This window comes from Geothrix limicola, assembly GCF_030268085.1.
GTDB lineage: Bacteria > Acidobacteriota > Holophagae > Holophagales > Holophagaceae > Geothrix > Geothrix limicola.
In genome coordinates this window covers 341,303-360,808 of record NZ_BSDE01000003.1, presented here as the reverse complement: position 1 = coordinate 360,808, position 19,506 = coordinate 341,303, and the positions used below count along the sequence as shown (strand labels likewise).

17 protein-coding genes and 1 pseudogene are annotated in these 19,506 nt (G+C 65.8%); 6 read left to right on the top strand and 12 right to left on the bottom strand.

What is annotated here, in order from left to right; translation table 11 throughout:
- Window positions 1–17: 17 nt before the first annotated feature.
- The 4 genes from QSJ34_RS09530 to QSJ34_RS09515 all read right to left on the bottom strand — a co-directional run bounded on the left by QSJ34_RS09530 (window position 18) and on the right by QSJ34_RS09515 (window position 3,069).
- Window positions 18–1,403 carry a serine hydrolase gene (locus tag QSJ34_RS09530; protein ID WP_285574380.1) on the bottom strand — a complete coding sequence of 462 codons (1,386 nt, stop codon included), beginning with the start codon at window positions 1,401–1,403 and terminating at the stop codon, window positions 18–20.
- 64 nt (window positions 1,404–1,467) lie between these two features.
- The gene (locus tag QSJ34_RS09525) at window positions 1,468–1,914 is read right to left on the bottom strand and encodes an EVE domain-containing protein (RefSeq protein WP_285574378.1); all 447 of its coding nucleotides are present in this window, start codon (window positions 1,912–1,914) and stop codon (window positions 1,468–1,470) included.
- The gene (locus QSJ34_RS09520) at window positions 1,911–2,297 is read right to left on the bottom strand and encodes a VOC family protein (RefSeq protein WP_285574375.1); all 387 of its coding nucleotides are present in this window, start codon (window positions 2,295–2,297) and stop codon (window positions 1,911–1,913) included. Before QSJ34_RS09520 ends, QSJ34_RS09525 begins: the two co-directional genes overlap by 4 nt.
- Window positions 2,298–2,361: 64 nt before the next feature.
- Entirely contained in the window at window positions 2,362–3,069 is a 708-nt protein-coding gene (locus tag QSJ34_RS09515; protein WP_285574373.1) for a helix-turn-helix transcriptional regulator, read from the bottom strand.
- Window positions 3,070–3,381: 312 nt separating this feature from the next.
- Here QSJ34_RS09515 and gdhA point away from each other — a divergent pair, with 312 nt between their 5' ends.
- From gdhA to QSJ34_RS09485, 6 genes are all read left to right on the top strand, one after another.
- A complete protein-coding gene (gdhA, locus tag QSJ34_RS09510) occupies window positions 3,382–4,731 on the top strand; it encodes an NADP-specific glutamate dehydrogenase (RefSeq protein ID WP_285574371.1) in 1,350 nt (449 codons plus the stop codon).
- A gap of 90 nt (window positions 4,732–4,821) precedes the next feature.
- On the top strand, window positions 4,822–7,833 hold the full coding sequence (locus tag QSJ34_RS09505) for a PEP/pyruvate-binding domain-containing protein (protein ID WP_285574369.1): 3,012 nt from the start codon (window positions 4,822–4,824) through the stop codon (window positions 7,831–7,833).
- Window positions 7,834–7,923: 90 nt separating this feature from the next.
- Entirely contained in the window at window positions 7,924–8,535 is a 612-nt protein-coding gene (gmk, locus tag QSJ34_RS09500; protein WP_420798840.1) for a guanylate kinase, read from the top strand.
- Between the two features lie 186 nt (window positions 8,536–8,721).
- Window positions 8,722–10,305, top strand: a complete 1,584-nt coding sequence (locus QSJ34_RS09495) for a S41 family peptidase (RefSeq protein ID WP_285574364.1) — start codon at window positions 8,722–8,724, stop codon at window positions 10,303–10,305.
- Between the two features lie 23 nt (window positions 10,306–10,328).
- A complete protein-coding gene (locus tag QSJ34_RS09490; RefSeq protein WP_285574362.1) occupies window positions 10,329–11,486 on the top strand; it encodes an acyl-CoA dehydrogenase family protein in 1,158 nt (385 codons plus the stop codon).
- Between the two features lie 109 nt (window positions 11,487–11,595).
- The gene (locus QSJ34_RS09485; RefSeq protein ID WP_285574358.1) at window positions 11,596–13,599 is read left to right on the top strand and encodes a S9 family peptidase; all 2,004 of its coding nucleotides are present in this window, start codon (window positions 11,596–11,598) and stop codon (window positions 13,597–13,599) included.
- Window positions 13,600–13,708: 109 nt separating this feature from the next.
- Here the strand turns inward: QSJ34_RS09485 and folK are convergent, their stop codons facing one another.
- From folK to QSJ34_RS09445, 8 genes and pseudogenes are all read right to left on the bottom strand, one after another.
- The gene (gene folK, locus QSJ34_RS09480; RefSeq protein WP_285574356.1) at window positions 13,709–14,179 is read right to left on the bottom strand and encodes a 2-amino-4-hydroxy-6-hydroxymethyldihydropteridine diphosphokinase; all 471 of its coding nucleotides are present in this window, start codon (window positions 14,177–14,179) and stop codon (window positions 13,709–13,711) included.
- Window positions 14,180–14,252: 73 nt separating this feature from the next.
- Window positions 14,253–14,666 (bottom strand): preQ(1) synthase, encoded by a 414-nt coding sequence (queF, locus tag QSJ34_RS09475; protein ID WP_285574354.1) that lies wholly within the window; start codon window positions 14,664–14,666, stop codon window positions 14,253–14,255.
- A gap of 94 nt (window positions 14,667–14,760) precedes the next feature.
- A pseudogene (locus QSJ34_RS09470) lies at window positions 14,761–14,889 on the bottom strand (GxxExxY protein); the annotation flags it as partial.
- Window positions 14,890–14,905: 16 nt separating this feature from the next.
- On the bottom strand, window positions 14,906–15,622 hold the full coding sequence (gene queC / locus QSJ34_RS09465; protein WP_285574350.1) for a 7-cyano-7-deazaguanine synthase QueC: 717 nt from the start codon (window positions 15,620–15,622) through the stop codon (window positions 14,906–14,908).
- The gene (locus tag QSJ34_RS09460; RefSeq protein ID WP_285574347.1) at window positions 15,615–16,034 is read right to left on the bottom strand and encodes a hypothetical protein; all 420 of its coding nucleotides are present in this window, start codon (window positions 16,032–16,034) and stop codon (window positions 15,615–15,617) included. Before QSJ34_RS09460 ends, queC begins: the two co-directional genes overlap by 8 nt.
- A complete protein-coding gene (locus QSJ34_RS09455; RefSeq protein ID WP_285574345.1) occupies window positions 16,031–16,741 on the bottom strand; it encodes a lysophospholipid acyltransferase family protein in 711 nt (236 codons plus the stop codon). The genes QSJ34_RS09460 and QSJ34_RS09455 overlap by 4 nt, the downstream gene beginning before the upstream one ends.
- Window positions 16,741–17,577, bottom strand: coding sequence for an Hsp33 family molecular chaperone HslO (locus tag QSJ34_RS09450; RefSeq protein WP_285574343.1), 837 nt, complete (start codon window positions 17,575–17,577; stop codon window positions 16,741–16,743). The genes QSJ34_RS09455 and QSJ34_RS09450 overlap by 1 nt, the downstream gene beginning before the upstream one ends.
- 125 nt (window positions 17,578–17,702) lie before the next feature.
- On the bottom strand, window positions 17,703–19,469 hold the full coding sequence (locus QSJ34_RS09445) for a M2 family metallopeptidase (RefSeq protein ID WP_285574341.1): 1,767 nt from the start codon (window positions 19,467–19,469) through the stop codon (window positions 17,703–17,705).
- Window positions 19,470–19,506: the final 37 nt, after the last annotated feature.

Genomic DNA, 19,506 nt, shown 5'->3' with positions numbered 1-19,506 from the left:
TCGCGGCGCCGTCCGTTTCAAAGGGACTCCATCTCGCGCCGCGCCAGGATTCCCGCATCCCCCTGATCCTCGTACTTCTCCACGGCCACGGCCCGCCCGTCCTCCAGGACGAAACGCAGGCGCAGTTCGTTGCCTTCGATGAAGAAGGTGGTCGGCGAGGAGGCCTGCAGGGTGTAGGGCCGTCCCCCGTTGTTGCGGCTCACCAGCCGGCCCTTCTCCAGGCGGATCACCCGCTTGCCCAGGGGAGAGGCGTAGGTGCCCACCAGGCGGGCGAGCTGGGCTTCGGGCACCTCAACGGCCCTGGGTTCGGGGAGGGGCCGCCCTCCCGCCAGGGCCAGCAGGCGGCGGCTGAGGTACTCCACGTTGACGGCATGCGTCGAGCCGAACTTGTCTTCGTTCTGCAGGATCACGGCCACGGTGTGGTTCGCGAGGTCGGTCTCGACTTCCGCGCTGAACCCCACCACGTCGCCCCCGTGGCCCACCAGCGTGTGGCCCTGGGAGCTGCGGATCCACAGGCCCAGGCCGTATCCAACGCCCTGGCCGTCCGGGGTGCGAACCTGCGTGATCATGCGGCGATAGGTCTCCGGCCGAAGCAGCCTGCCCCCGTGCAGGGCCTCGGTGAAGGCCGCCAGATCCGCCGTGTTGCTCACCATGCCGCCATCCATGAAGGCGATGTCGAGGGGGGCCGGATAGGTGGGGTGGCCGCCGTCCGTGTAGCCCGTGGCCAGGCCGGGCGTCACCTGGTCGACCTCGCATTGCCTTGTGTGTTTCAGGTCCAGCGGTTCCACGAGGCGCGCCTGCAGGTTCTGGGCGAAGCCCCGCCCCGTGATCGTCTCGATGAGCTTCTGCAGAATGAGGAAGCCGCTGTTGCTGTAGGTGAAGGCCGTTCCGGGTTCGAATTCCAGGGGGAGGTCGCGGAAGGTGGCGATGACCTCATCCAGGCTGCGCCGCTTCGCCCGCAGGGCCGCGTACCCGCCCTGCGGCCCTGCGCTGTAGCTGGGGATGCCGGAGGTGTGGCTCAGGAGATGGGCCACCGTGATCTTCTTCCAGGCTTCGGGCACGTCCTTCAGGTAGGTCGAGATGGGCGCGTCCAGGGAGAGCTTGCCCTCGTCCACCAGCTGCAGCACGATCACCGTGCCGAAGGACTTGGTCACCGAGCCGATGCGGAAGACATTCTCGGGGGTCGCCTTCACGCCCAGCTCCAGGTTGGCCAGGCCGTAGGCCTTGCGGAACAGCACCTGGCGGCCCCGCTTCACCAGCACCGAGGCGCCCGCCCGGCCGGGCCGGTAGTGCTGCGCCAGCCATCCGTCGAAGGCCTTGGCGCCCCCGTTCTCCCGGCCCGCGGCCAACAGGGCGGCGGGCCCGAGAAGGAGGCAGGCTGCCAGAATGGATGGAAGGCGCATTCAAACTCCGGAGTGGTGATGTTCAAGCATGGCCGGAGCCCGCGCAAAGATCATCCTTTTGGATTCAATGTTCCAGGGCCATGGCCTCGGCGATGATCCGCCGGTCCGCCTCGCTGATCTGGAACACGCCGAACCGGAATCTGGCCCCCCAGTTCCGCTGTCCCGTCGTGAAGGAGAGCCGCGCCAGCAGCGGCGCGATGGGCGTCTCCGAGGCGGGCATCCAGGCGACGTCCTTTCGAAAAGGCCTGAAGTCCGCGCCCATCTGGACCGCGTAGGGATCGCCCTCTTTCACGTGGCCGATGGCCGTGAAGGCCTGCAGCCGCGCGCCACCGCCCATCCGTTCGGAGGGCGAGTAGTAGATCACCACGTCGCCGGGCCCCATGCGGCGCAAGGGAGCGTCCTTGCCGTGGCAGACCTGCATGAAGCCCTGCGCGCGACCCAGGCGCACGTGCTCGGCCGAGGCGACGGCGATCCATGTGCGAGATTGGACACGGGATTGGATGCCGCTCATGCGTTCTCCTCGGGGAAGTAGACGCGCAGACGGTGGCCGTCCGGATCCAGGGCCACGAAGGTACGGCCGAAATCCATGGCCACGGGGGCCTGGAGGATGGGCAGGCCCTTGGCCTTCCAGGCGGCGTGGGCGGCCTCGACGGCCTCGGCCGAATCGACGGTGAAGACCAGTTCGGCGCCGCCGCCCGGGCCCCCCTTCGCCGCCTCGAAGGCGGGCTCGACCGTGTGCTTGGACCAGAGCCCCAGCTTCAGGCCCGTGGGCAGGACGAACATCGCGAAGGTGGGCCCCGATTCGACGGGTGCGCAACCCAGCAGGTCACCGTAGAAGGCCGCGCTGCGCAGGGGCTGGTCGACGTAGAGAAGGGTGAAGTTCGGGTTCAGCACGGGGGCTCCTTGGACCGGAGGTGGCGGCCTGCCACCCCTTCCGACCAAGGTAGGAGCCCCCCTGTCAGTTTCCGTCAGCAGTGAGTTTGACTCCGAGGCCCTCGGCCTCCCGCCAGGCTTCCAGCAGGGCGCGGCGGTGGCGCGGATAGCGCTCTTCGCTCACGCTCAGGCTCTGGATCCGGTCCGTGCGGAAATGGCGGAAGGTGTTCCTCAGTTCGCACCAGGCCACCACGACGCGGGTGTGTTCGAAGAAGCCCAGGGCGAAGGGCCAGATGGTGCGCGTGGAATCGCCGCCCCGGAGGTCGCGGTAGGTGATGCCGAGCTTCCGTTCGCCGCGGATGGCGCGGCGGATCTGCGCCAGTTCCTCGTCCCCCTCGGGCTTCGGTTTCGAAGGGCCGATGAGCAGGGAAGATGCCTCCAGTTCCCGGCGCAGCTCCTGGGGGATGACCGTCGCGACCTTGGCCGATACCTCCCGCGCGGCTTCGGCCAGCTGCGTGTCGGCCCGCTCGGACACCCAGCGCAGGCCCAGCACCAGGGCCTCGATCTCTTCCTCTGTGAACATGAGGGGCGGCAGCGTGAAGCCCGGGCGAAGCTGGTAGCCCAGGCCCGGCTCGCCTTCGATGCGCGCACCCTGGGCCTGCAGGGAGGCGATGTCCCTGTAGAGGGTGCGCAGGCTGATGTCGAGGGTCTCGGCCAGGACCTGCCCGCGCACCGGGGCCTGGTGGCGTCTCAGGACCTGCATCAACTGGAGCAAGCGCTCGGCACGGGACATGGTTTCGGGGCACCTGGGCAATGCCCCATGGTCGCAGGGAACGGGCATAGATTCTGCGAGATGCGCCTTGACAATCCGTCAAGAGATCGACGTACAATCCTGAAAAAGGCCCCCATTTAGTGCTTCTCATCACCTCTTGATCCCACGGCCCTCCCCGGTTCTGGTTCCTCCGGCTAGAGTCATGTCGTCCTGTTTCCGGCCTTCGAACCATGCCGCCGCAGCCTCGGGACGGGCTCCGCGGCACCCCTTCCAGACCACCCTGCACCGGGCTCGCGCCCAATCTTTCTCAACACTCTCCTTTTTGGAGGAACCATGAGCCAGTACGTCAACGAAGTCCTCGAGGGCCTCAAGAAGAAGGCTCCCTGGGAAAGCCTCTTCATCCAGGCTGCCACCGAAATCCTGCACTCCCTGGCCCCCGTCCTCGAGAAGGAGCCGAAGTACAAGAAGAACGCCATCCTCGAGCGGATCGTGGAGCCCGAACGCGCCATCGGCTTCCGTGTGCCCTGGGTGGACGACAAGGGCCAGATCCGCGTCAATCCGGGCTGGCGCGTGCAGTTCAGCAGCGCCATCGGCCCCTACAAGGGCGGCATCCGCTTCCACCCCAACGTCACCCTCGACACCCTGAAGTTCCTGGGCTTCGAGCAGATCTTCAAGAACAGCCTCACCGGCCTGCCCATGGGCGGCGGCAAGGGCGGTTCCAACTTCGATCCCAACGGCAAGTCCGATGCGGAAGTCATGCGCTTCTGCCAGTCCTTCATGATGGAGCTCTACCGCCACATCGGCGCTGACACCGACGTGCCCGCCGGCGACATCGGCGTGGGCGGCCGCGAAGTGGGCTACATGTTCGGCATGTACAAGAAGCTCGCCAACGAATTCACCGGCGTGCTCACGGGCAAGGGCCAGTACTGGGGCGGCAGCCTCATCCGTCCCGAAGCCACGGGCTACGGCGTCGTCTACTTCGCCGAAGAGGCCCTGAAGACCAAGGGCGATTCCATCGGAGGCAAGAAGGTGGCCGTGTCGGGCTTCGGCAACGTGGCCTGGGGCGCCGTCACCAAGGCCACCCAGCTGGGTGCCAAGGTCGTCACCATCTCCGGTCCCGACGGCTACATCTACGACGCCGATGGCATCAGCGGCGAGAAGATCGCCTACATGGAAGAGATGCTCCGCATCGACCGCATGTCCGTCGCCCCCTACGCCCAGAAGTTCAAGAGCGCCCAGTTCCACGCCGGCAAGCGCCCCTGGGAGCAGAAGGTGGACGTGGCCCTGCCCTGCGCCATCCAGAACGAGCTGAACCTCGACGAGGCCAAGAACCTGATGGCCAACGGCTGCCTGGCGGTCATCGAAGGCGCCAACATGCCCAGCACCCTGGAAGCCGTGGAATTCTTCCAGGCCAACACCGGCAAGATCCTCTTCTCCCCCGGCAAGGCCTCTAACGCCGGCGGCGTGGCCACCTCGGGCCTCGAGATGAGCCAGAACTCCATGCGCTTGGGCTGGACCGCCGAGGAAGTGGACGCCCGCCTGCACCAGATCATGATCAACATCCACAAGTCCTGCGCGGATGCCGCCGCCCGTTTCGGCACCCCCGGCAACTACGTGAACGGCGCCAACATCGCCGGCTTCATCAAGGTGGCCGACTCCATGATCGACCAGGGCCTCGTGTAACCACCAGCCTTTCGCGATCGCAGAAATGGGGGCCGAATGGCCCCCATTTCTGCGTTGGAAGTAAACTGCCGGAGAGACGAGGCCTTCCCGATGATCAGTCGCGAATTCAATGAGATCTTCCGCAAGTACGCCTCGGACAAGGAGATCTTCCACGATCTGATGCCCCTGCGCACGCGGGAGATCCTGCTGGTGGCCCCGGCCTTCGACGCCTTCACGCTGGAGCAGGACGGCCTGCTCACCGAGATCCTCTTCGACGGCTACTACCAGCTCAACATGAGCAACCCGCCCCGGGTCATCAACGTCTCCACGGTGGAAGAAGCCCTGGAGAAGTGCTCCACCCGCCACTTCGACATGATCATCGTCATGAGCCGCCTCGGCCAGGGCGGCCACCTCGAATTGTCCAGAGCCCTCAAGAAGGCCGCACCGCGGATCCCCATCTACCTGCTGCTCAACGACAATGTCGAAGTGGGCGCCATGGACCGGCGGCGCCAGGAGCTGCACCGCCACTACGACCAGATTTTCGTGTGGAACGGCAATCCCGAGATCTTCATGGCCATGGTGAAGTTCATGGAGGACCGCGCCAACGTCGAGAACGACACGGCGGTCGGCCTCACGCGCGTCATCCTGCTCGTCGAAGACAGCATCCGCTACTACTCGCGGTACCTGCCCATCCTCTACGCCGAGATCCTCAAGCAGACGACGCGCCTCGCCAAGGACCAGGCCATCGACGGCATGACGCGCACGCTCTCCATGCGCGTCCGGCCCAAGGTGATCCTGGCCACGACGTACGAAGAGGCCATGGCCTTCTGCGACAAGTACCAGGACTACATGCTCTGCCTCATCACGGACCGCAAGTTCCCCAAGGACGGGGTGCTGGACCGCGAGGCCGGCATCAAGCTCATCAAGGCCCTGAAGGACCGCAACCCCCACCTGCCCACCCTGCTGCAGTCGTCCGACCCCTTCAAGGAATCCTGGGCCACGGCCATCAACAGCGGCTTCCTCAACAAGAACTCGTACACCCTCGGCGCCGAACTCTCCAACTTCTTCTACGAAAGCCTGGGGTTCGGCGACTTCATCTTCCGCGACGCCAACGGCGCCGAGATCACCCGGGCCACGGACATGGAGGACCTGCAGGCCAAGCTGCGCACGGTGCCCGTGGAATCCCTCGTCTACCACGCCTCCCGCAACCATTTTTCGGCCTGGATCATGGCCCGCGGCGAGGTGCAGGTGGCCCGCGTGCTGGCCAAGTTCCGCATCACGGACTACCGCGATCCCGAGGAGATGCGCACCTTCCTCATCAACGTGGGCGACTACGTGCAGCGCATGAGGACGCTGGGCAAGGTGATCCCCCTGACGGAATCCACCCCCAAGGACGAGCCCAACATCCTCCGCCTGGCGCCGGGCTCCATGGGCGGCAAGGGCCGCGGCGTCGCCTTCATGCATTCCCTCCTCTCCAGGCTGGACCTGGACAACCTGCTGCCCGACGCGAGCATCCGCATCCCCCGCTCGGCCATCATCGGCACCGAGGAGTTCAACAGCTTCATCACCCGCAACGGCCTGCGCCAGATGCTGCAGAACGACGTGGACGACGACGCCATCAAGCGGCGCTTCCTCATGGGCTCGCTCTCCCCCGAGCTGGTGGCCAAGCTGCGTCTCTTCCTCACCAAGCACGCCAAGGTGCCCCTGGCAGTGCGCTCCTCGGGCCTGCTGGAGGACAGCCTGTCCCATCCCTTCGCGGGCCTCTACAACACCTTCTTCCTGCCCAACAACGATCCCGATCCGGCCGTCCGCGAGGCCCAGCTCACGGAGGCCATCAAGCTGGTCTACGCCTCGGTCTACTCGAAGGCCTCGCGCTCCTACTTCACGGCCATCGACTACAAGATCGAGGAAGAGCAGATGGCCATCCTCATCCAGGAGGTCTCGGGCAGCCGCTTCGGTGACCGCTTCTACCCGCACATCTCCGGCGTGGCGCAATCCTTCAACTACTACCCCGTGGCCTACACCCAGCCCCAGGACGGCATCGCCAACATCGCCGTGGGCCTCGGGAAGTACGTCGTGGAAGGCGGAAAGACCTACCGCTTCGCGCCGCCCTATCCGGAGATGGACATGCTGCCGCCCAAGGAGCAGCTGCGCACCACGCAGAAGCAGTTCTACGCCCTGGACATGAGCCAGACCTCGGTGGACCTCTACGGCGGCGAGGATGCCACCCTGCTCACCCTCGACATCTCGGAGGCCGAGAAGGACGGCGCCCTCCAGCACTGCGCCTCGGTCTGGGACAACAACGACGACCGCATCCGCGACGGCCTGGACAGCCCAGGCGCCCGCATCGTGAACTTCCGGAACATCCTCAAGTACGACCAGTTTCCCCTGGCCAAGATCCTGCAACGCCTGCTCGAACTCATCCGCGAGGCCATGGAGACGCCCGTCGAGATCGAGTTCGCCGTGAACCTGGACAAGGATCCCAACAGCGGCAAACCCACCTTCACCCTGCTGCAGATCAAGCACCAGCTCCTCGACAACGGCGAGGTGAACCTGGTGGCTTCGGACCTCGTGCCCGAGGACCTCTTCCTCTTTTCGGAAAAGTGCGTGGGCAACGGCATGGTCGAGGGCCTGCGCGACATCGTGTGGGTGGATCCCGACGGCTTCGACAAGTTCGAGACTCCCGCCCTGGCCGTGCAGCTGGAGCACCTCAACGACCATTTCCGCACGGAGGGCGGCAAGTACGTGCTGCTGGGCCCGGGCCGCTGGGGCAGCAACGACCGGCACCTGGGCATCCCCATCACCTGGTCCATGATCTCCTGCGCCCAGGTCATCGTCGAATACGCCATGGAGCATTTCCAGGCGGACGCCTCGCTGGGCTCCCACTTCTTCCACAACGTGACCTCGCTCAACATCGGCTACTTCACCGTGCCCTACCCGCGGGGATCGAGCCGCCTGGACTGGGATTGGCTGCGCCAACAGCCGGTGGTCTCGCGATCGGGCTGCCTCGTGCACAGCCGGGTGGATGCGCCCCTGCACATCGTCATGGATGGGCGGCGCAGCGCCTCGGCCATCTTCAAGCAGGCGCCCAAGCCCGCACCGGAGCCCGAGACCTTCGATTAGCCCGCGGGACCAGGGCCTGCGGGCAGGTCCTGCCCCCTCAAAGCAGCCTGGGCAGCGCTTCCGCTAAAGTGGAGGTTGGAGGGGCCCTTGATCCAGCATCCAGGCAACGTGTTCGTGGTCTCCGCGCCGTCCGGCGCGGGCAAGTCCACCCTCGCCCAGCGGCTGGTGCAAAGCGTGCCCGACCTGAGCTTCTCCATCTCCTTCACGACCCGGAAGCCGCGGCCCGGCGAGGTGGACGGCCGCGACTACTTCTTCATCGACGACGACCGCTTCGAGACCATGGTCCGCGAGGACGGCTTCGTGGAGTGGGTGCAGGTCTACGGCCACCGCTACGGCACGGGCCGGGCCTGGCTGAACGGCGTCCTGGCCACGGGCCGCGACGTGCTGCTCGACATCGAGACGACGGGGGCCCTGAACCTGCGGCGAGCCATCCCCGACGCCCGCATGATCTTCATCCTGCCCCCCTCGGCGGCGGCCCTGGAGCGGCGCCTGCGGAGCCGGGGCAAGGACACGGACGAGCAGATCGGCATCCGCCTCAGGCACGCACGCCATGAGCTGGAGCTGTACCACGCCTACGACTACCTCATCCTCAATGACGATCTCGAGCTCGCCTACCAGCAGCTCGAAAGCATCGTCTACGCCACCCGCGCCAGCCGCGAACGCATGGCCCCCGTCGCCCAGCGGATCCTCGAAGGGTTCTGACCACCTTTTAGGCAAGCAGATAAAAGGCACTGAGCCGTGATCTAAACACGTGCTTTTACGCATTCTTATTCGCGTTCATTCGCGACATTCGCGGTTCCAAGTCTTCCCCCAGGCACCCTCCGGGAACCAGCATTCGCCCTCGGAACGGCTCGGGCGTATCCTGGGAGGACTCTCCCCAGGAGCCTCATGGCCCGTTTTATCAAGCGCAATTGGATGTGGATGATGATGGCGGCCACGGTGGCCGTGGCGGGTCCCCTGCTGGCCCGCTCGGGCGGTGAGACTTCCCGCCAGCGCAGCCTCGACACCCTGACCGAGATCATGGACCTGGTGCAGAAGCAGAGCCCCGAGCCCCCCGCGCCCCGGCAGCTGACCCACGCCACCATCCAGGGCATGCTGCACACCCTCGACCCCCATTCGAACTACATGGATGAAAGCGAATTCAGGCTGCTGCGCGAGGAGCAGAAGGGTTCCTTCTACGGCATCGGCGCCATCATCCAGCAGCACGACCAGGGCATCGCCATCATCAGCCCCATGAAGGGCGGCCCCGCCGAACATCAGGGCGTGCGCTCCGGCGACATCATCAAGGAGATCGATGGCACCAGCACCGAGGGCATGACCTCCAACGGCGCGCTTCAGAAGCTGCGCGGCGAGAAGGGCACCCTGGTCGAGCTCGCCATTCAGCGCGCGGGCATCGCCGAGCTGCTGCACTTCTCCATCGCCCGGGCCGAAGTGCCCACCAACAGCGTCTACTACAGCTTCATGCTGAACCCCACGACGGGTTTCATCCTCATCAAGGATTTCGGCGAGACCACCTCCGAGGAATTCGAGAAGGCCGTCACCACGCTGAAGAAGCAGGGCATGAAGCAGCTCATCCTCGACCTGCGCAACAACGGCGGCGGCGTGCTCGACGCGGCCATCGGCATCTGCCGCCAGCTGCTGGGCCCCGACCAGCTCATCGTCAGCCAGAAGGGCCGCGACGGGCGCGACGAGAACCAGACCCGCACGAGCAAGGGCGCCCAGCTCGATCCCTTCCCCCTCGTCATCCTCATCAACCGCGGATCGGCCAGCGCCAGCGAGATCGTCACCGGCGCCATCCAGGATCACGACCGCGGACTCGTCCTCGGCCAGACCAGCTGGGGCAAGGGCCTCGTGCAGAGCGTGCTCACCATCAACCGCTCCCGCGGCCTGGCGCTCACCACCGCCCGCTACTACACGCCTTCGGGCCGCAGCATCCAGCGCGACTACACCCACGGCCTGGACGACTACTACAATCCCGAGGACGAGAAGGACGCCAAGCCCCAGGGCCCGGCCTTCAAGACCGACCTCAACCGCACGGTCTACGGCGGCGGCGGCATCAACCCCGACTACGCCATGCCCTTCATCAAGCCGAACGAGTTCATGATCAGCTTCCGCTTCCAGCACTCGGCCTTCTTCCGCTTCGCCGTCCACGAGAAGGAGCACTTCGGCATCAAGCCCGGCCAGCACGCCGACGACGTCATCCTGGGCCGCTTCCGCAGCTGGGCCCTGGAACAGAAGCTGCCGCCCATCACGGACAAGGACTGGGAGGCCAATCGCGACCTCATCCAGGAGCAGATCTCCATCGAGATGCAGAACGTCGCCTACGGCATCGAGGCCGGCTTTAAGATCCAGTGCGAGAAGGATCCCTTCATCCTCAAGGCCCTCGAAGTCATGCCCGAGGCCGAAACCCTCCTGCAGAAGAAGCAGCTCCTCTCCCGTAGCGCATCCGCGACGGTCGGGACCACCCTCTAGGCCGTCCTCTCCGCGAGGCTTCCATGGACGTCACCCTCCCCGAGCACGTCGAAGCCCTGCGCCTTGAGGTGCGAAAGTTCGCCGAAAAGGAGATCCGCCCCCACGTCATGGCCTGGGACGAGGCCAAGAGCTTCCCCTTCGAGGTGGTCAAGCAGCTCGGCGAGATGGGCATGATGGGCGTCATCTTTCCCGAGGAATACGGGGGCGCGGGCATGGGCTACGCCGAATACGCCGTCGTCGTCGAAGAGCTCTCCCGGGTGGATGGCTCCGTGGGCATCACCGTGGCCGCCCACAACAGCCTCTGCAGCAACCACATCTACACCATGGGCGACGAACGGCAGAAGCAGGCCTACCTCAAGCCCCTGGCCAGCGGCAAGGCCCTCGGTGCCTGGGGCCTCACCGAGCCGGGATCGGGCAGTGACGCGGGTTCCCTGCGCACCACCGCCAAGAAGGAAGGTTCCCACTACATCCTGAACGGCACCAAGACCTTCATCACCCACGGCACCTACGGCGACATCTTCGTCGTCATGGCCCGCACGCGACCGCCTGAATTCGGGCACAGCAATGCCGATGGCATCAGCGCCTTCGTGCTGGAGAAGGGCATGAACGGCTTCCGCCCGGGCAAGCAGGAGAACAAGCTGGGCCTGCGCGCCAGCGACACCTCCGAGCTCATCATGGAGGACGTGAAGGTGCCCGAGGCCAACCTGCTGGGAGAGGACGGCGTCGGCTTCAAGCAGGCCATGCGCACCCTGGACGGCGGCCGCATCAGCATCGGGGCCCTGGGCCTCGGAATGGCCCAGGGCGCCTTCGAAGAGGCCGTGCGCTACAGCAAGATCCGCCACACCTTCGGACACCCCCTCGCCGACCACCAGGGCATCCAGTTCAAGCTGGCGGATATGGGCATGGAGATCGAGGCCGCGCGCCTGCTCATCTACCGCGCCGCGGGACTGAAGGATGCAGGCCTGCCCTACGCCAAGGCCGCCAGCATGGCCAAGCTCTACAGCTCCGAGGTCGCCTGCCGGGTCGCCGATCAGGCCGTGCAGATCCTCGGCGGCTACGGCTACATCAAGGACTACCCGGTGGAGAAGTACTACCGGGACGTGAAGCTCTGCACCATCGGCGAAGGCACCAGCGAGATCCAGCGCACCGTGATCGCGCGGTACCTCCTTTCCGAATACTGACCTGACCGAGGGGACCGTCTCGACGCCTCGCGCCTTCTGCGTCCTCCCTCCTGCATCCCCACGCGGTGTCCGAGCCAAGCCCACCACCGCGTCTGTTCCCGGAGTTCCCATGCGCACCGCCCTTCTCTTCACGGCCTCCCTGGCCCTTCTAGCCTCGCGCCCGATGCAGGTAGACGACCTCTTCAAGGTCAAGAAGGTCGCCGATCCGCAGATCGCCTCCACGGGTGCCCTGGCCTACCAGGTGGGCAGCGTGGATTTCGCGGCCAACAAGAGCGTGAATCGGATCTGGTTCAAGGCCGCTTCCGGCGGAGCCAAGGAGCTGGATCTCGGCACCGGCAGCCAGTCCCGGCCCCGCTTCAGCCCCGACGGCAAGAAGCTGGCCTACCAGTCCGGCGGCCAGGTGTGGATCCTCAACCTCGCCACCAAGGAGAAGAAGCAGCTCACGAAACTGAGCGGCAGCGCCGAAGGCCAGACCTGGAGCCCCGACGGCAAGTGGATCGCCTTCCTCAGCACCACCGTGCCCAGCGGCAATGACGCCGAGAACGCCGCCTACCTCAAGGCCAAGGAGGAATCCAAGGTTTCGGGTCGCCTTTTCAACACGCTGAGCTACCGCCACTGGAACGAGTGGAAGGATGCCCAGCAGGTGAGCCACCTCTTCGTCGTGCCCAGCGACGGCAGCGCCGCGCCGCGCGACCTGACCGCGGGCTTCACAACGGACGTGCCCAACTACGCCGGGGTGTCGGCGGGCGACGGGTACGCCTGGGCCCCGGACAGCAAGGCCCTGGCCTTCGAGTCGGCCCCCGAGCAGACCAAGGCCACCAGCACCAACGGCGAGATCTACGAAGTGCCCCTCGCCGGCGGCGCCGCCAAGAAGGTCTCCAACAACCCGGCCATGGACAACACGCCTCGCTACTCGCCGGACGGCAAGTACCTGGCCTGGCGCGCCCAGCGCCGGCCCGGCTTCGAGGCCGACAAGTGGGAGCTCTGGGTCATGGACCGCGCCAGCGGAGAGATCGTGCGCAGCACCCAGGCCTTCGACCTGGGCTTCGGCGACTTCCAGTGGCAGGGTTCCGATCTGCTGGGCGTCAGCGAGCGCCAGGGCCACGCGGACCTCTTCCGCTGGGACGGCCAGACCGTGCAGCGCCTCAGCACCAACCTGCACATCGAAGGCTTCACCGCCTCCAAGGATCAGGTCGTGCTGGTCTCCACCAGCCTGACGACGCCGACCGACCTCTACTCGCTGGACCTCAAGACCGGCCAGACGGCCCGCGCTTCGCACCACAACGAGGCGCTCGCCAAGGAGCTGGGCCTCAACAAGGGCGAGGACCTCTGGGTGGACACCCTGCCCGTGGATGGTAAGCCCACGAAGACCCACGCCTTCATCGTCAAGCCCGTGGGCTATGACCCCGCCAAGCGCTACCCCGTGGCCTTCGTGATCCACGGCGGCCCCCAGGGCGACTGGGCCGACGCCTGGCATCCCCGCTGGAACGCCCAGGCCTGGGCCAGCCGCGGCTTCATCACCGTGCTGCCCAACCCCCGCGGGTCGACGGGCTTCGGCCAGGCCTACTGCGACGCCATCAGCGGCGACTGGAACGGCGCCGTCATGACCGACCTCATGAACACGCTGGACGCCGTGCTCAAGCAGTTCCCCAACGCCGATCCCAAGCGCGTCGTCGCCGCCGGCGGCAGCTATGGCGGCTACGCCGTGAACTGGATCTCGGGCCACTACGCCGACCGCTTCGCCGCCTTCGTCACCCACGCCAGCATCTTCAACACCGAATCCATGCAGCTGGGCACCGAGGAGCTCTGGTTCCCCCACTGGGAGTTCAAGGGCTGGCCCTGGGAGAGCGCCGAGACCAAGGCCCGCTGGCAGTCCCAGAGTCCCACCACCGGCATCGCCGGCATGACCAAGCCCATGCTCGTCATCCACGGCGAACTGGACTACCGCGTGCCCGTCACCGAAGCCTTCCAGCTCTACAACACCCTGCAGGTGCGCGGCATCCCCAGCCAGCTGCTCTACTTCCCCGACGAATGCCACTTCGTCGCCAAGCCGCAGAACAGCAAGCTCTGGTACGAGACCGTGCTGAGCTGGTGCGAACGCTGGACGAAGTAAAAGCTTTCACCACGGAGGCACTGAGGACACTGAGAAGCCACACGGAGAAATCGTTCAAAAATGGGACTCTCCGTGAATGACTCCGTGATTCCCGTGCCTCCGTGGTGAATCATTTCCCCGGAATCACGCCCCCGCATTCCCCCGGATCGGACAGCACTCGCCAGGGTTCCAGGACGAAGGGACGGCTGAAGGCCCTGGGGTGGGGCAGCTCCAGGCTCAGTTCGGGCCCCAGGAGGCGTAGGTCTTCGGGCGTTTCCCAGGTCCAGTGGCCGGGCGCGCCGTCCGTCGTGATGAGGTCCAGGTCCAGCGTGCGCGGGGCGTTCCGGCCCGCCTGGCGGTCACGTCCCTCCGCCAGTTCCAGGCGCAGCAGGGCCTCCAGCAGGCGCCGCGGATCCGCCTCCTCCGTCACGAGGATCGCCACCGTGTTGAGGTAGGCGGGTCCGCATCCCGATTCATCCGGCGTCTCCATCACCAACGGCGAAGGCAGCACCGCCCCCAGGCTGCGCAGGGCCGCGAGCCCCGCGTCCAGGTGTGCACGGCGATCGCCGAGGTTCGAGCCCAGCGCGACGACGGCCTTCATGGGAACCGCGAATGAACGCGAATGGGCGCGAATGGAAACCCCGCCTTCGCGAAAATTCGCGCCATCCGCGGTTTCATTGCTTTTTCCCGTGTTCGGCCACCACCAGGGTGCGGATGCCGCCGCGGATGAGGAAGTCACCTTCGACGCGCATCCACTGTGGCTGGGTGGCCTTCACGAGGTCGTCGAGGATCTGGTTGGTGACGGCTTCGTGGAAGGCGCCCTGGTCGCGGAAGCTCCAGAGGTAGAGCTTGAGCGACTTCGATTCGACGCAGAGCTGATCGGGCTGGTAGAGGATGCGCAGCTTGGCGAAGTCCGGCTGGCCCGTGAGCGGGCAGAGGCAGGTGAACTCCTCCGTCTCGAAGGTGATCGTGAAGGGCCGCCCGGGCCGCGGGCTCGTGAACGTATCGAGCTTGCCCGTGGGGCGCGTCACGACGAACTTCGGCAGCTGATCGGGGAGGGAGGCTTTGGGGGTCTTCTTGGTGGCCATGTCAAATCCGTAGGGTGGATTCACCGCAGAGAACGCGGAGAACGCAGAGGAACATTATTCAGGATGATCCAGAACCAGACGCTGAATTCCATCCAAGTTCGTAACAAAGGCATTCCTCGTAGGCCGACTCCAACAATCCGGGCCCGAGGTGCCGATGAACCTCGATGCAGGCTCCGATGAGCCTTTCACTCAGTTCATCCAAGGACAGGCCTGAATTCGGCATGCATTCCTCCGCGCTCTCAGCATTCTCCGCGGTTGGCGGTTTTCAGATGCTCAGGAATGAACGCGTACGGGATGGGATCGGGAAAACCCGCCTCCTGGAAGCCGCGCAGGCGCAGGTGGCAGCTGTCGCAGTGGCCGCAGGCTTCAAGCTCGCCCTGGTAGCATGACCAGCTGAGGTGCAGGGGGGCGCCCAGGTCGCGGCCCCTGCGCACGATCTCGGACTTGCGCAGATGGATGAGGGGCGCGTGGAAGGCCAGTCGTGTCTCGGGCTTGGTACCGAGGTTGGCGGTCTGCTCGAAGCTGCGGAGGAAGGCCTCGCGGCAGTCCGGGTAGCCGCTGCTGTCCTCCTCGACGAAGCCCACGAAGATGGCCGAGGCCCCAAGTACCTCGGCCCAGCTCACGCAGGTGGCCAGCAGATGTGCGTTGCGGAAGGGCACGTAGCTCACGGGCACGCCAGGCTTGTCCAGTTCGCCCTCGGGCAGCGCGATGGAGGTGTCCGTGAGCGCCGAGCCGCCAATGGCCTTCAACGTGTCGAAGCCGATGATGAGCCGGCGCCCTTCGGGCACGCCGTAGAAATCCGCAATGTCGCGGAAGGCCTGCCGTTCGCGCGTTTGAGTGCGCTGGCCGTAGTCCGCGTGGAGCAGGGCCAATTCGTAGCCTTCGGCCTTCGCGATGGCGGCCGTGACGCAGGAGTCCATGCCGCCGGATAGGGAGACGACCGCGAGTTCAGCCATGATGTGCCTCAAGACGCGCCCGAACGGCTGTCGCTGCCTCTTCACTCAAGCGTATTGTGACGATCACATCAGCCGTAAGACTGAAGTGAACTTCATCAAACGCAGGTTGAATGCGTCCCCAAGAGATCTGAAGTGGTGAAAGGTTCGAGCCGGAACCTTCCGAATCGTACGGAATGACCAAGCCTTCCACGGCCATTCCCACGGGCCGCCGGTCTCCCCAAACGGGGAATTGGGAGATCTCTGGGCCCAAGTGGCGCCCGATCTCGGTGCCATCCAGATCAAGCAGCACAAGCCCTTCGGGAATCCAACTTTCTACGCTGAAGTTGAGGTCGGAAGAGAATCGCTCCAAAGCCTTTCCCCACGCATCCCGCTGGAAATCGCCCAGATTGGGGTGGCGGCCAAACCAGCTCATACCGCACCTTCAGACATGCTCACAGCCCAGGTTTCAAGCTCATCCATCGCCCGCTGCAACCGCGCGCCTTCGGCGTTGTCGTCAGCCTTGGGCTCCAGCCGGTAGGGCTGACCGTAGCGGATGGTGCATGTCGCAAACGGCAAGGGGATTACCATGCGGTCCCAGGTTCGCAGTTCGAACTGCCGGTCGAAGGCCAGGGTGACGGGCACGATCCAGGCGCCGGTCTTGCGTGCGAGGGCCGTGACGCCGGGCTTCAGCTCCATGAGAGGGCCGCGGGGGCCGTCGGGCGTGATGCCGAAATCCCAGCCCTGCTTCACGGCCTGGATCATGCGCACGAGGGCCTTGGCACCGTCGTCGCTGGCGGTGCCGCGCACGGCGTGGATGCCGAACCAGCGCCAGGTGGCGGCGCTGCGCTCGCCATCCCGGCTGTCGCTGGAGAGAATGGCCACACCCCGGCCCTTGCGGAGAAAGGGGTAGGCCAGGGGCATCATGAAGAGCCGCCGGTGCCAGAAGCTGAGGATGAAGCGCTCGTCGCGGGCGGCGAGATCTTCGACCGCTTCGAACCCCTCGCGGCGCACGCGCAGCGTGTACGACCAGAGCTTGGACAGGCCCGCCCCGAGGAAGGGGATCAGGCGGAAATGCAGCCAGACGGAAAAGGGCGAACCTAGGGGGCGCCCACGCTCCGCGATGGCCACGCGGGCGGCCATCAGGCTTCTCCCGTCAGCAGGTCCGCGCGGCTGATGGGGTAGCGCGTGCCGCAGTAGTCGCAGCGCACTTCCAGCGGCCCCTCGTCCTGGAAAAGGTCCGCCTTCTGCGCTTCGGAGAAGCGGCGCAGCGTTTCCAGCAGCGCTTCGCGGGTGCAGCGGCAGCGGTAGTAGAGGTCCGTGGCCACCAGGTCGTCCGTGCCTTCACCCTGGGCCACCCAGGCGGCGAGGAATTCCGCCGTACGCTCCCAGTAGGGCACCACTTCGAGACCTTCGATGGCCTGCACCAGCCGCGCCAGGCGGGCGGGCGGGCAGTCGGGCAGGGGCTCCACCAGCAGGCCGCCGGCTTCACCGGTGCCCGGATCACACCAGAGGGTGAGGCTCGCCTGGATCTGCTCTGAGCTTTGCAGGTAGTGCTCCACCTGCACCTGGATGCCGCCCTCCACCAGTTCGAGGTTCCCGATGTAGGGCTGGCCCGCGACGTTGGAGCGCATGACCTGCAGCAGGCCCGGCGCGGCGATCCAGTCCTGGGCGCCCGGGTCGCCGAGGTCCAGCACGCCGCGGATGGTGCCATCCGGCCAGCTATCGGCCACCACGGCCTTGGCCCGGCCCGAGCCCTTCACGAGCAGCTGCAGGCGTTCCGCGAAGACTGTGCGGCCCTGGAGGAGGGCCGTGGCCGAGAGCAGTTCCGTGAGGCAGGCACAGGCGTCCGGATCGAGGTGCGGATGCCCGCGCCGGACGCCATCCCACAGGGGACTGGCGTCCAGCGAGGAGAGGCGGATGTGCCGGTCCTTCGTGAGGGCCTTGAGGACCCTGGACTGATGGATTGCGTCGTTCATGGGTTCCTTAAACATCCTCCACCACGGAGGTACGGAGTTCACGGAGGGAAAGCACGGAGAGGAATTTCATCAGGGTTTGCCCTCCGTGTTTTTCTCAGTGTCCTCCGTGTCTCCGTGGTGAATCCCTACCAGCCGATCTGGCGGCCCTTGTTCTGCTTTTCCAGCCAGGCCATCAGGGGCTTGAAGTAGTCCATCATGGCGCGGGTGGAGAGGTCCTCGCCCGTGGCGTCCTTCAGCACCTTGCGCCAGTCCTCCGTGGCGCCCTTGGACAGCACCTTCTTGAGGAAATCGCCCACTTCCTTGTGGCCGGCGTAATTGGTGGCGTGGGGATCCTGGTGGAGGATCTTCTTCGCGATGTGATCATGCATCTGGAACTTGAAGACCGTCGCCCAGCCGTAGCTGTAGTAGTAGGCGGGCGTATCGTTGATGTGAGTCTTGGTGGGGGCATCGCAGAACTGCTCGCCGCGCGGGCTGGGGGGCTCCACACCCTGCAGGTCGTGCACCTGCTTCCACCAGCGGGCGTTCATCTGATCGGCGGGCATGCCCTTGGCGTAGAACTCGGATTCCCACTCGGGCATGGTTCCGCAGGACCAGAACATGAAGGGGATGGCGACTTCCAGCGCGTCGTTGAGCAGCACCTGCATCTCGTCGACCTTGTAGTCCGCGGGCAGGACGCCAGCGCCCTTGAGGTAGGGAATTTGGCGGGTGGCCAGGGCGATGAGCTCGCCCACGCCCTCGTGGAAGCTCGGGTTGGCGCCATCGCGCAGGAGGGGCGGCACATTGGGATTGGTGTAGCTCATGAAGTAGTAGCCGTGGCCCAGTTCGTGATGGGTGGTCTCGAACCACTCCATGTTGGGCTCGACGCTCATGAGCGAGCGGATGTCGGTTCCCAGATCCAGGTGCCAGCAGGAGGCGTGGCTGTTCTTCTTGCGCGTGCCGCCCGCGGGCACGGGGTAGAGGTCCGACTTGACCCAGAAGGAGGCGGGCAGCGGATCGAAGCCCAGGCCGGTGTAGAAGGCTTCGGCGGTCTTCACGATGCGCTCGGGCTGCCAGCCCTTGAAGTAGGGGTCGAAGTCCACGGCGTTGACGAAACCGGTCCAGTTCTGGCTCCAGCGGTTGTTGATCCAGTGGGCCGGGATGGCCTTGGGCACGGGCTGGCCGTACTTCTTCGCCATCTCGTACTTCACCCAGGTGTGCAGCTGCAGGTAGAGGGGCCTCAGTTCGGCCATGAACTTGCGATTGAAGGCGAGCATCTCGTCGGTGGTGAGCCCGTACTTGGCCACCTGCAGCTCGAAGTAGTCGTGGTAGCCCAGGGCCTGGGCGCAGCCGTTACGCAGGTCCCGCAGCTTGAGCAGGCCGTCCTTCAGGGCAGGACCGTTCTCCTTGGAGGCCTCCCACACCTTCCGGCGCTCCTCCAGGTTGTTGCTCTTGCCGAGGATGTCGTCGATCTGGTTCGCCGTGATGGGCTTGCCGTCCAACTTCCAGGTGAACCCGTTCATGGTGCTGGCCTGGGCCGTCTCCGCGGCCACCCGCGCGGCCACCAGCTCGGGCTTGGTCATGGGACCCTCGGCGGCGTTCAGCAGCACCCGCTCCAGCTGGCGCACGGTGATCTCTTTCAGTTCCTTGCGGTGCGTCAGCAGCTCGCGGGCTTCGGTGATGAGGGCCGGGCTGCCGTTGAAGGCGGCGTAGGCCTTGCCCGCCCACTCGGCGCCGGCATCGTGCTCGGGCTTCACGTCGGTCGACGCGAGCCAGGAGGCCTGCTGCTGCACGTAGGTCAGGGCCTGGTAGCCCGAGTTCACCAGGCTCAGGAAGCGGTCCGCGCGCTCCTGCACGGGGGCGGCCATCTGGGCGACCAGCGGGGCGCCGAGCATCAAGGCAGGAAGGATTCGCATGGAAGCTCCAGTTAATCCTTCATTTTGGGCCCTGCAG

What these genes read in the sequence shown, in the direction of transcription:
- QSJ34_RS09530 (WP_285574380.1), bottom strand. Translation starts at nt 1,403, where the DNA reads ATGCGCCTTCCATCCATTCTGGCAGCCTGCCTCCTTCTCGGGCCCGCC.
- QSJ34_RS09525 (WP_285574378.1), bottom strand. Translation starts at nt 1,914, where the DNA reads ATGAGCGGCATCCAATCCCGTGTCCAATCTCGCACATGGATCGCCGTC.
- QSJ34_RS09515 (WP_285574373.1), bottom strand. Translation starts at nt 3,069, where the DNA reads ATGTCCCGTGCCGAGCGCTTGCTCCAGTTGATGCAGGTCCTGAGACGC.
- gdhA (WP_285574371.1), top strand. Translation starts at nt 3,382, where the DNA reads ATGAGCCAGTACGTCAACGAAGTCCTCGAGGGCCTCAAGAAGAAGGCT.
- QSJ34_RS09505 (WP_285574369.1), top strand. Translation starts at nt 4,822, where the DNA reads ATGATCAGTCGCGAATTCAATGAGATCTTCCGCAAGTACGCCTCGGAC.
- QSJ34_RS09495 (WP_285574364.1), top strand. Translation starts at nt 8,722, where the DNA reads ATGGCCCGTTTTATCAAGCGCAATTGGATGTGGATGATGATGGCGGCC.
- QSJ34_RS09490 (WP_285574362.1), top strand. Translation starts at nt 10,329, where the DNA reads ATGGACGTCACCCTCCCCGAGCACGTCGAAGCCCTGCGCCTTGAGGTG.
- QSJ34_RS09485 (WP_285574358.1), top strand. Translation starts at nt 11,596, where the DNA reads ATGCGCACCGCCCTTCTCTTCACGGCCTCCCTGGCCCTTCTAGCCTCG.
- folK (WP_285574356.1), bottom strand. Translation starts at nt 14,179, where the DNA reads ATGAAGGCCGTCGTCGCGCTGGGCTCGAACCTCGGCGATCGCCGTGCA.
- queF (WP_285574354.1), bottom strand. Translation starts at nt 14,666, where the DNA reads ATGGCCACCAAGAAGACCCCCAAAGCCTCCCTCCCCGATCAGCTGCCG.
- queC (WP_285574350.1), bottom strand. Translation starts at nt 15,622, where the DNA reads ATGGCTGAACTCGCGGTCGTCTCCCTATCCGGCGGCATGGACTCCTGC.
- QSJ34_RS09460 (WP_285574347.1), bottom strand. Translation starts at nt 16,034, where the DNA reads ATGAGCTGGTTTGGCCGCCACCCCAATCTGGGCGATTTCCAGCGGGAT.
- QSJ34_RS09455 (WP_285574345.1), bottom strand. Translation starts at nt 16,741, where the DNA reads ATGGCCGCCCGCGTGGCCATCGCGGAGCGTGGGCGCCCCCTAGGTTCG.
- QSJ34_RS09450 (WP_285574343.1), bottom strand. Translation starts at nt 17,577, where the DNA reads ATGAACGACGCAATCCATCAGTCCAGGGTCCTCAAGGCCCTCACGAAG.
- QSJ34_RS09445 (WP_285574341.1), bottom strand. Translation starts at nt 19,469, where the DNA reads ATGCGAATCCTTCCTGCCTTGATGCTCGGCGCCCCGCTGGTCGCCCAG.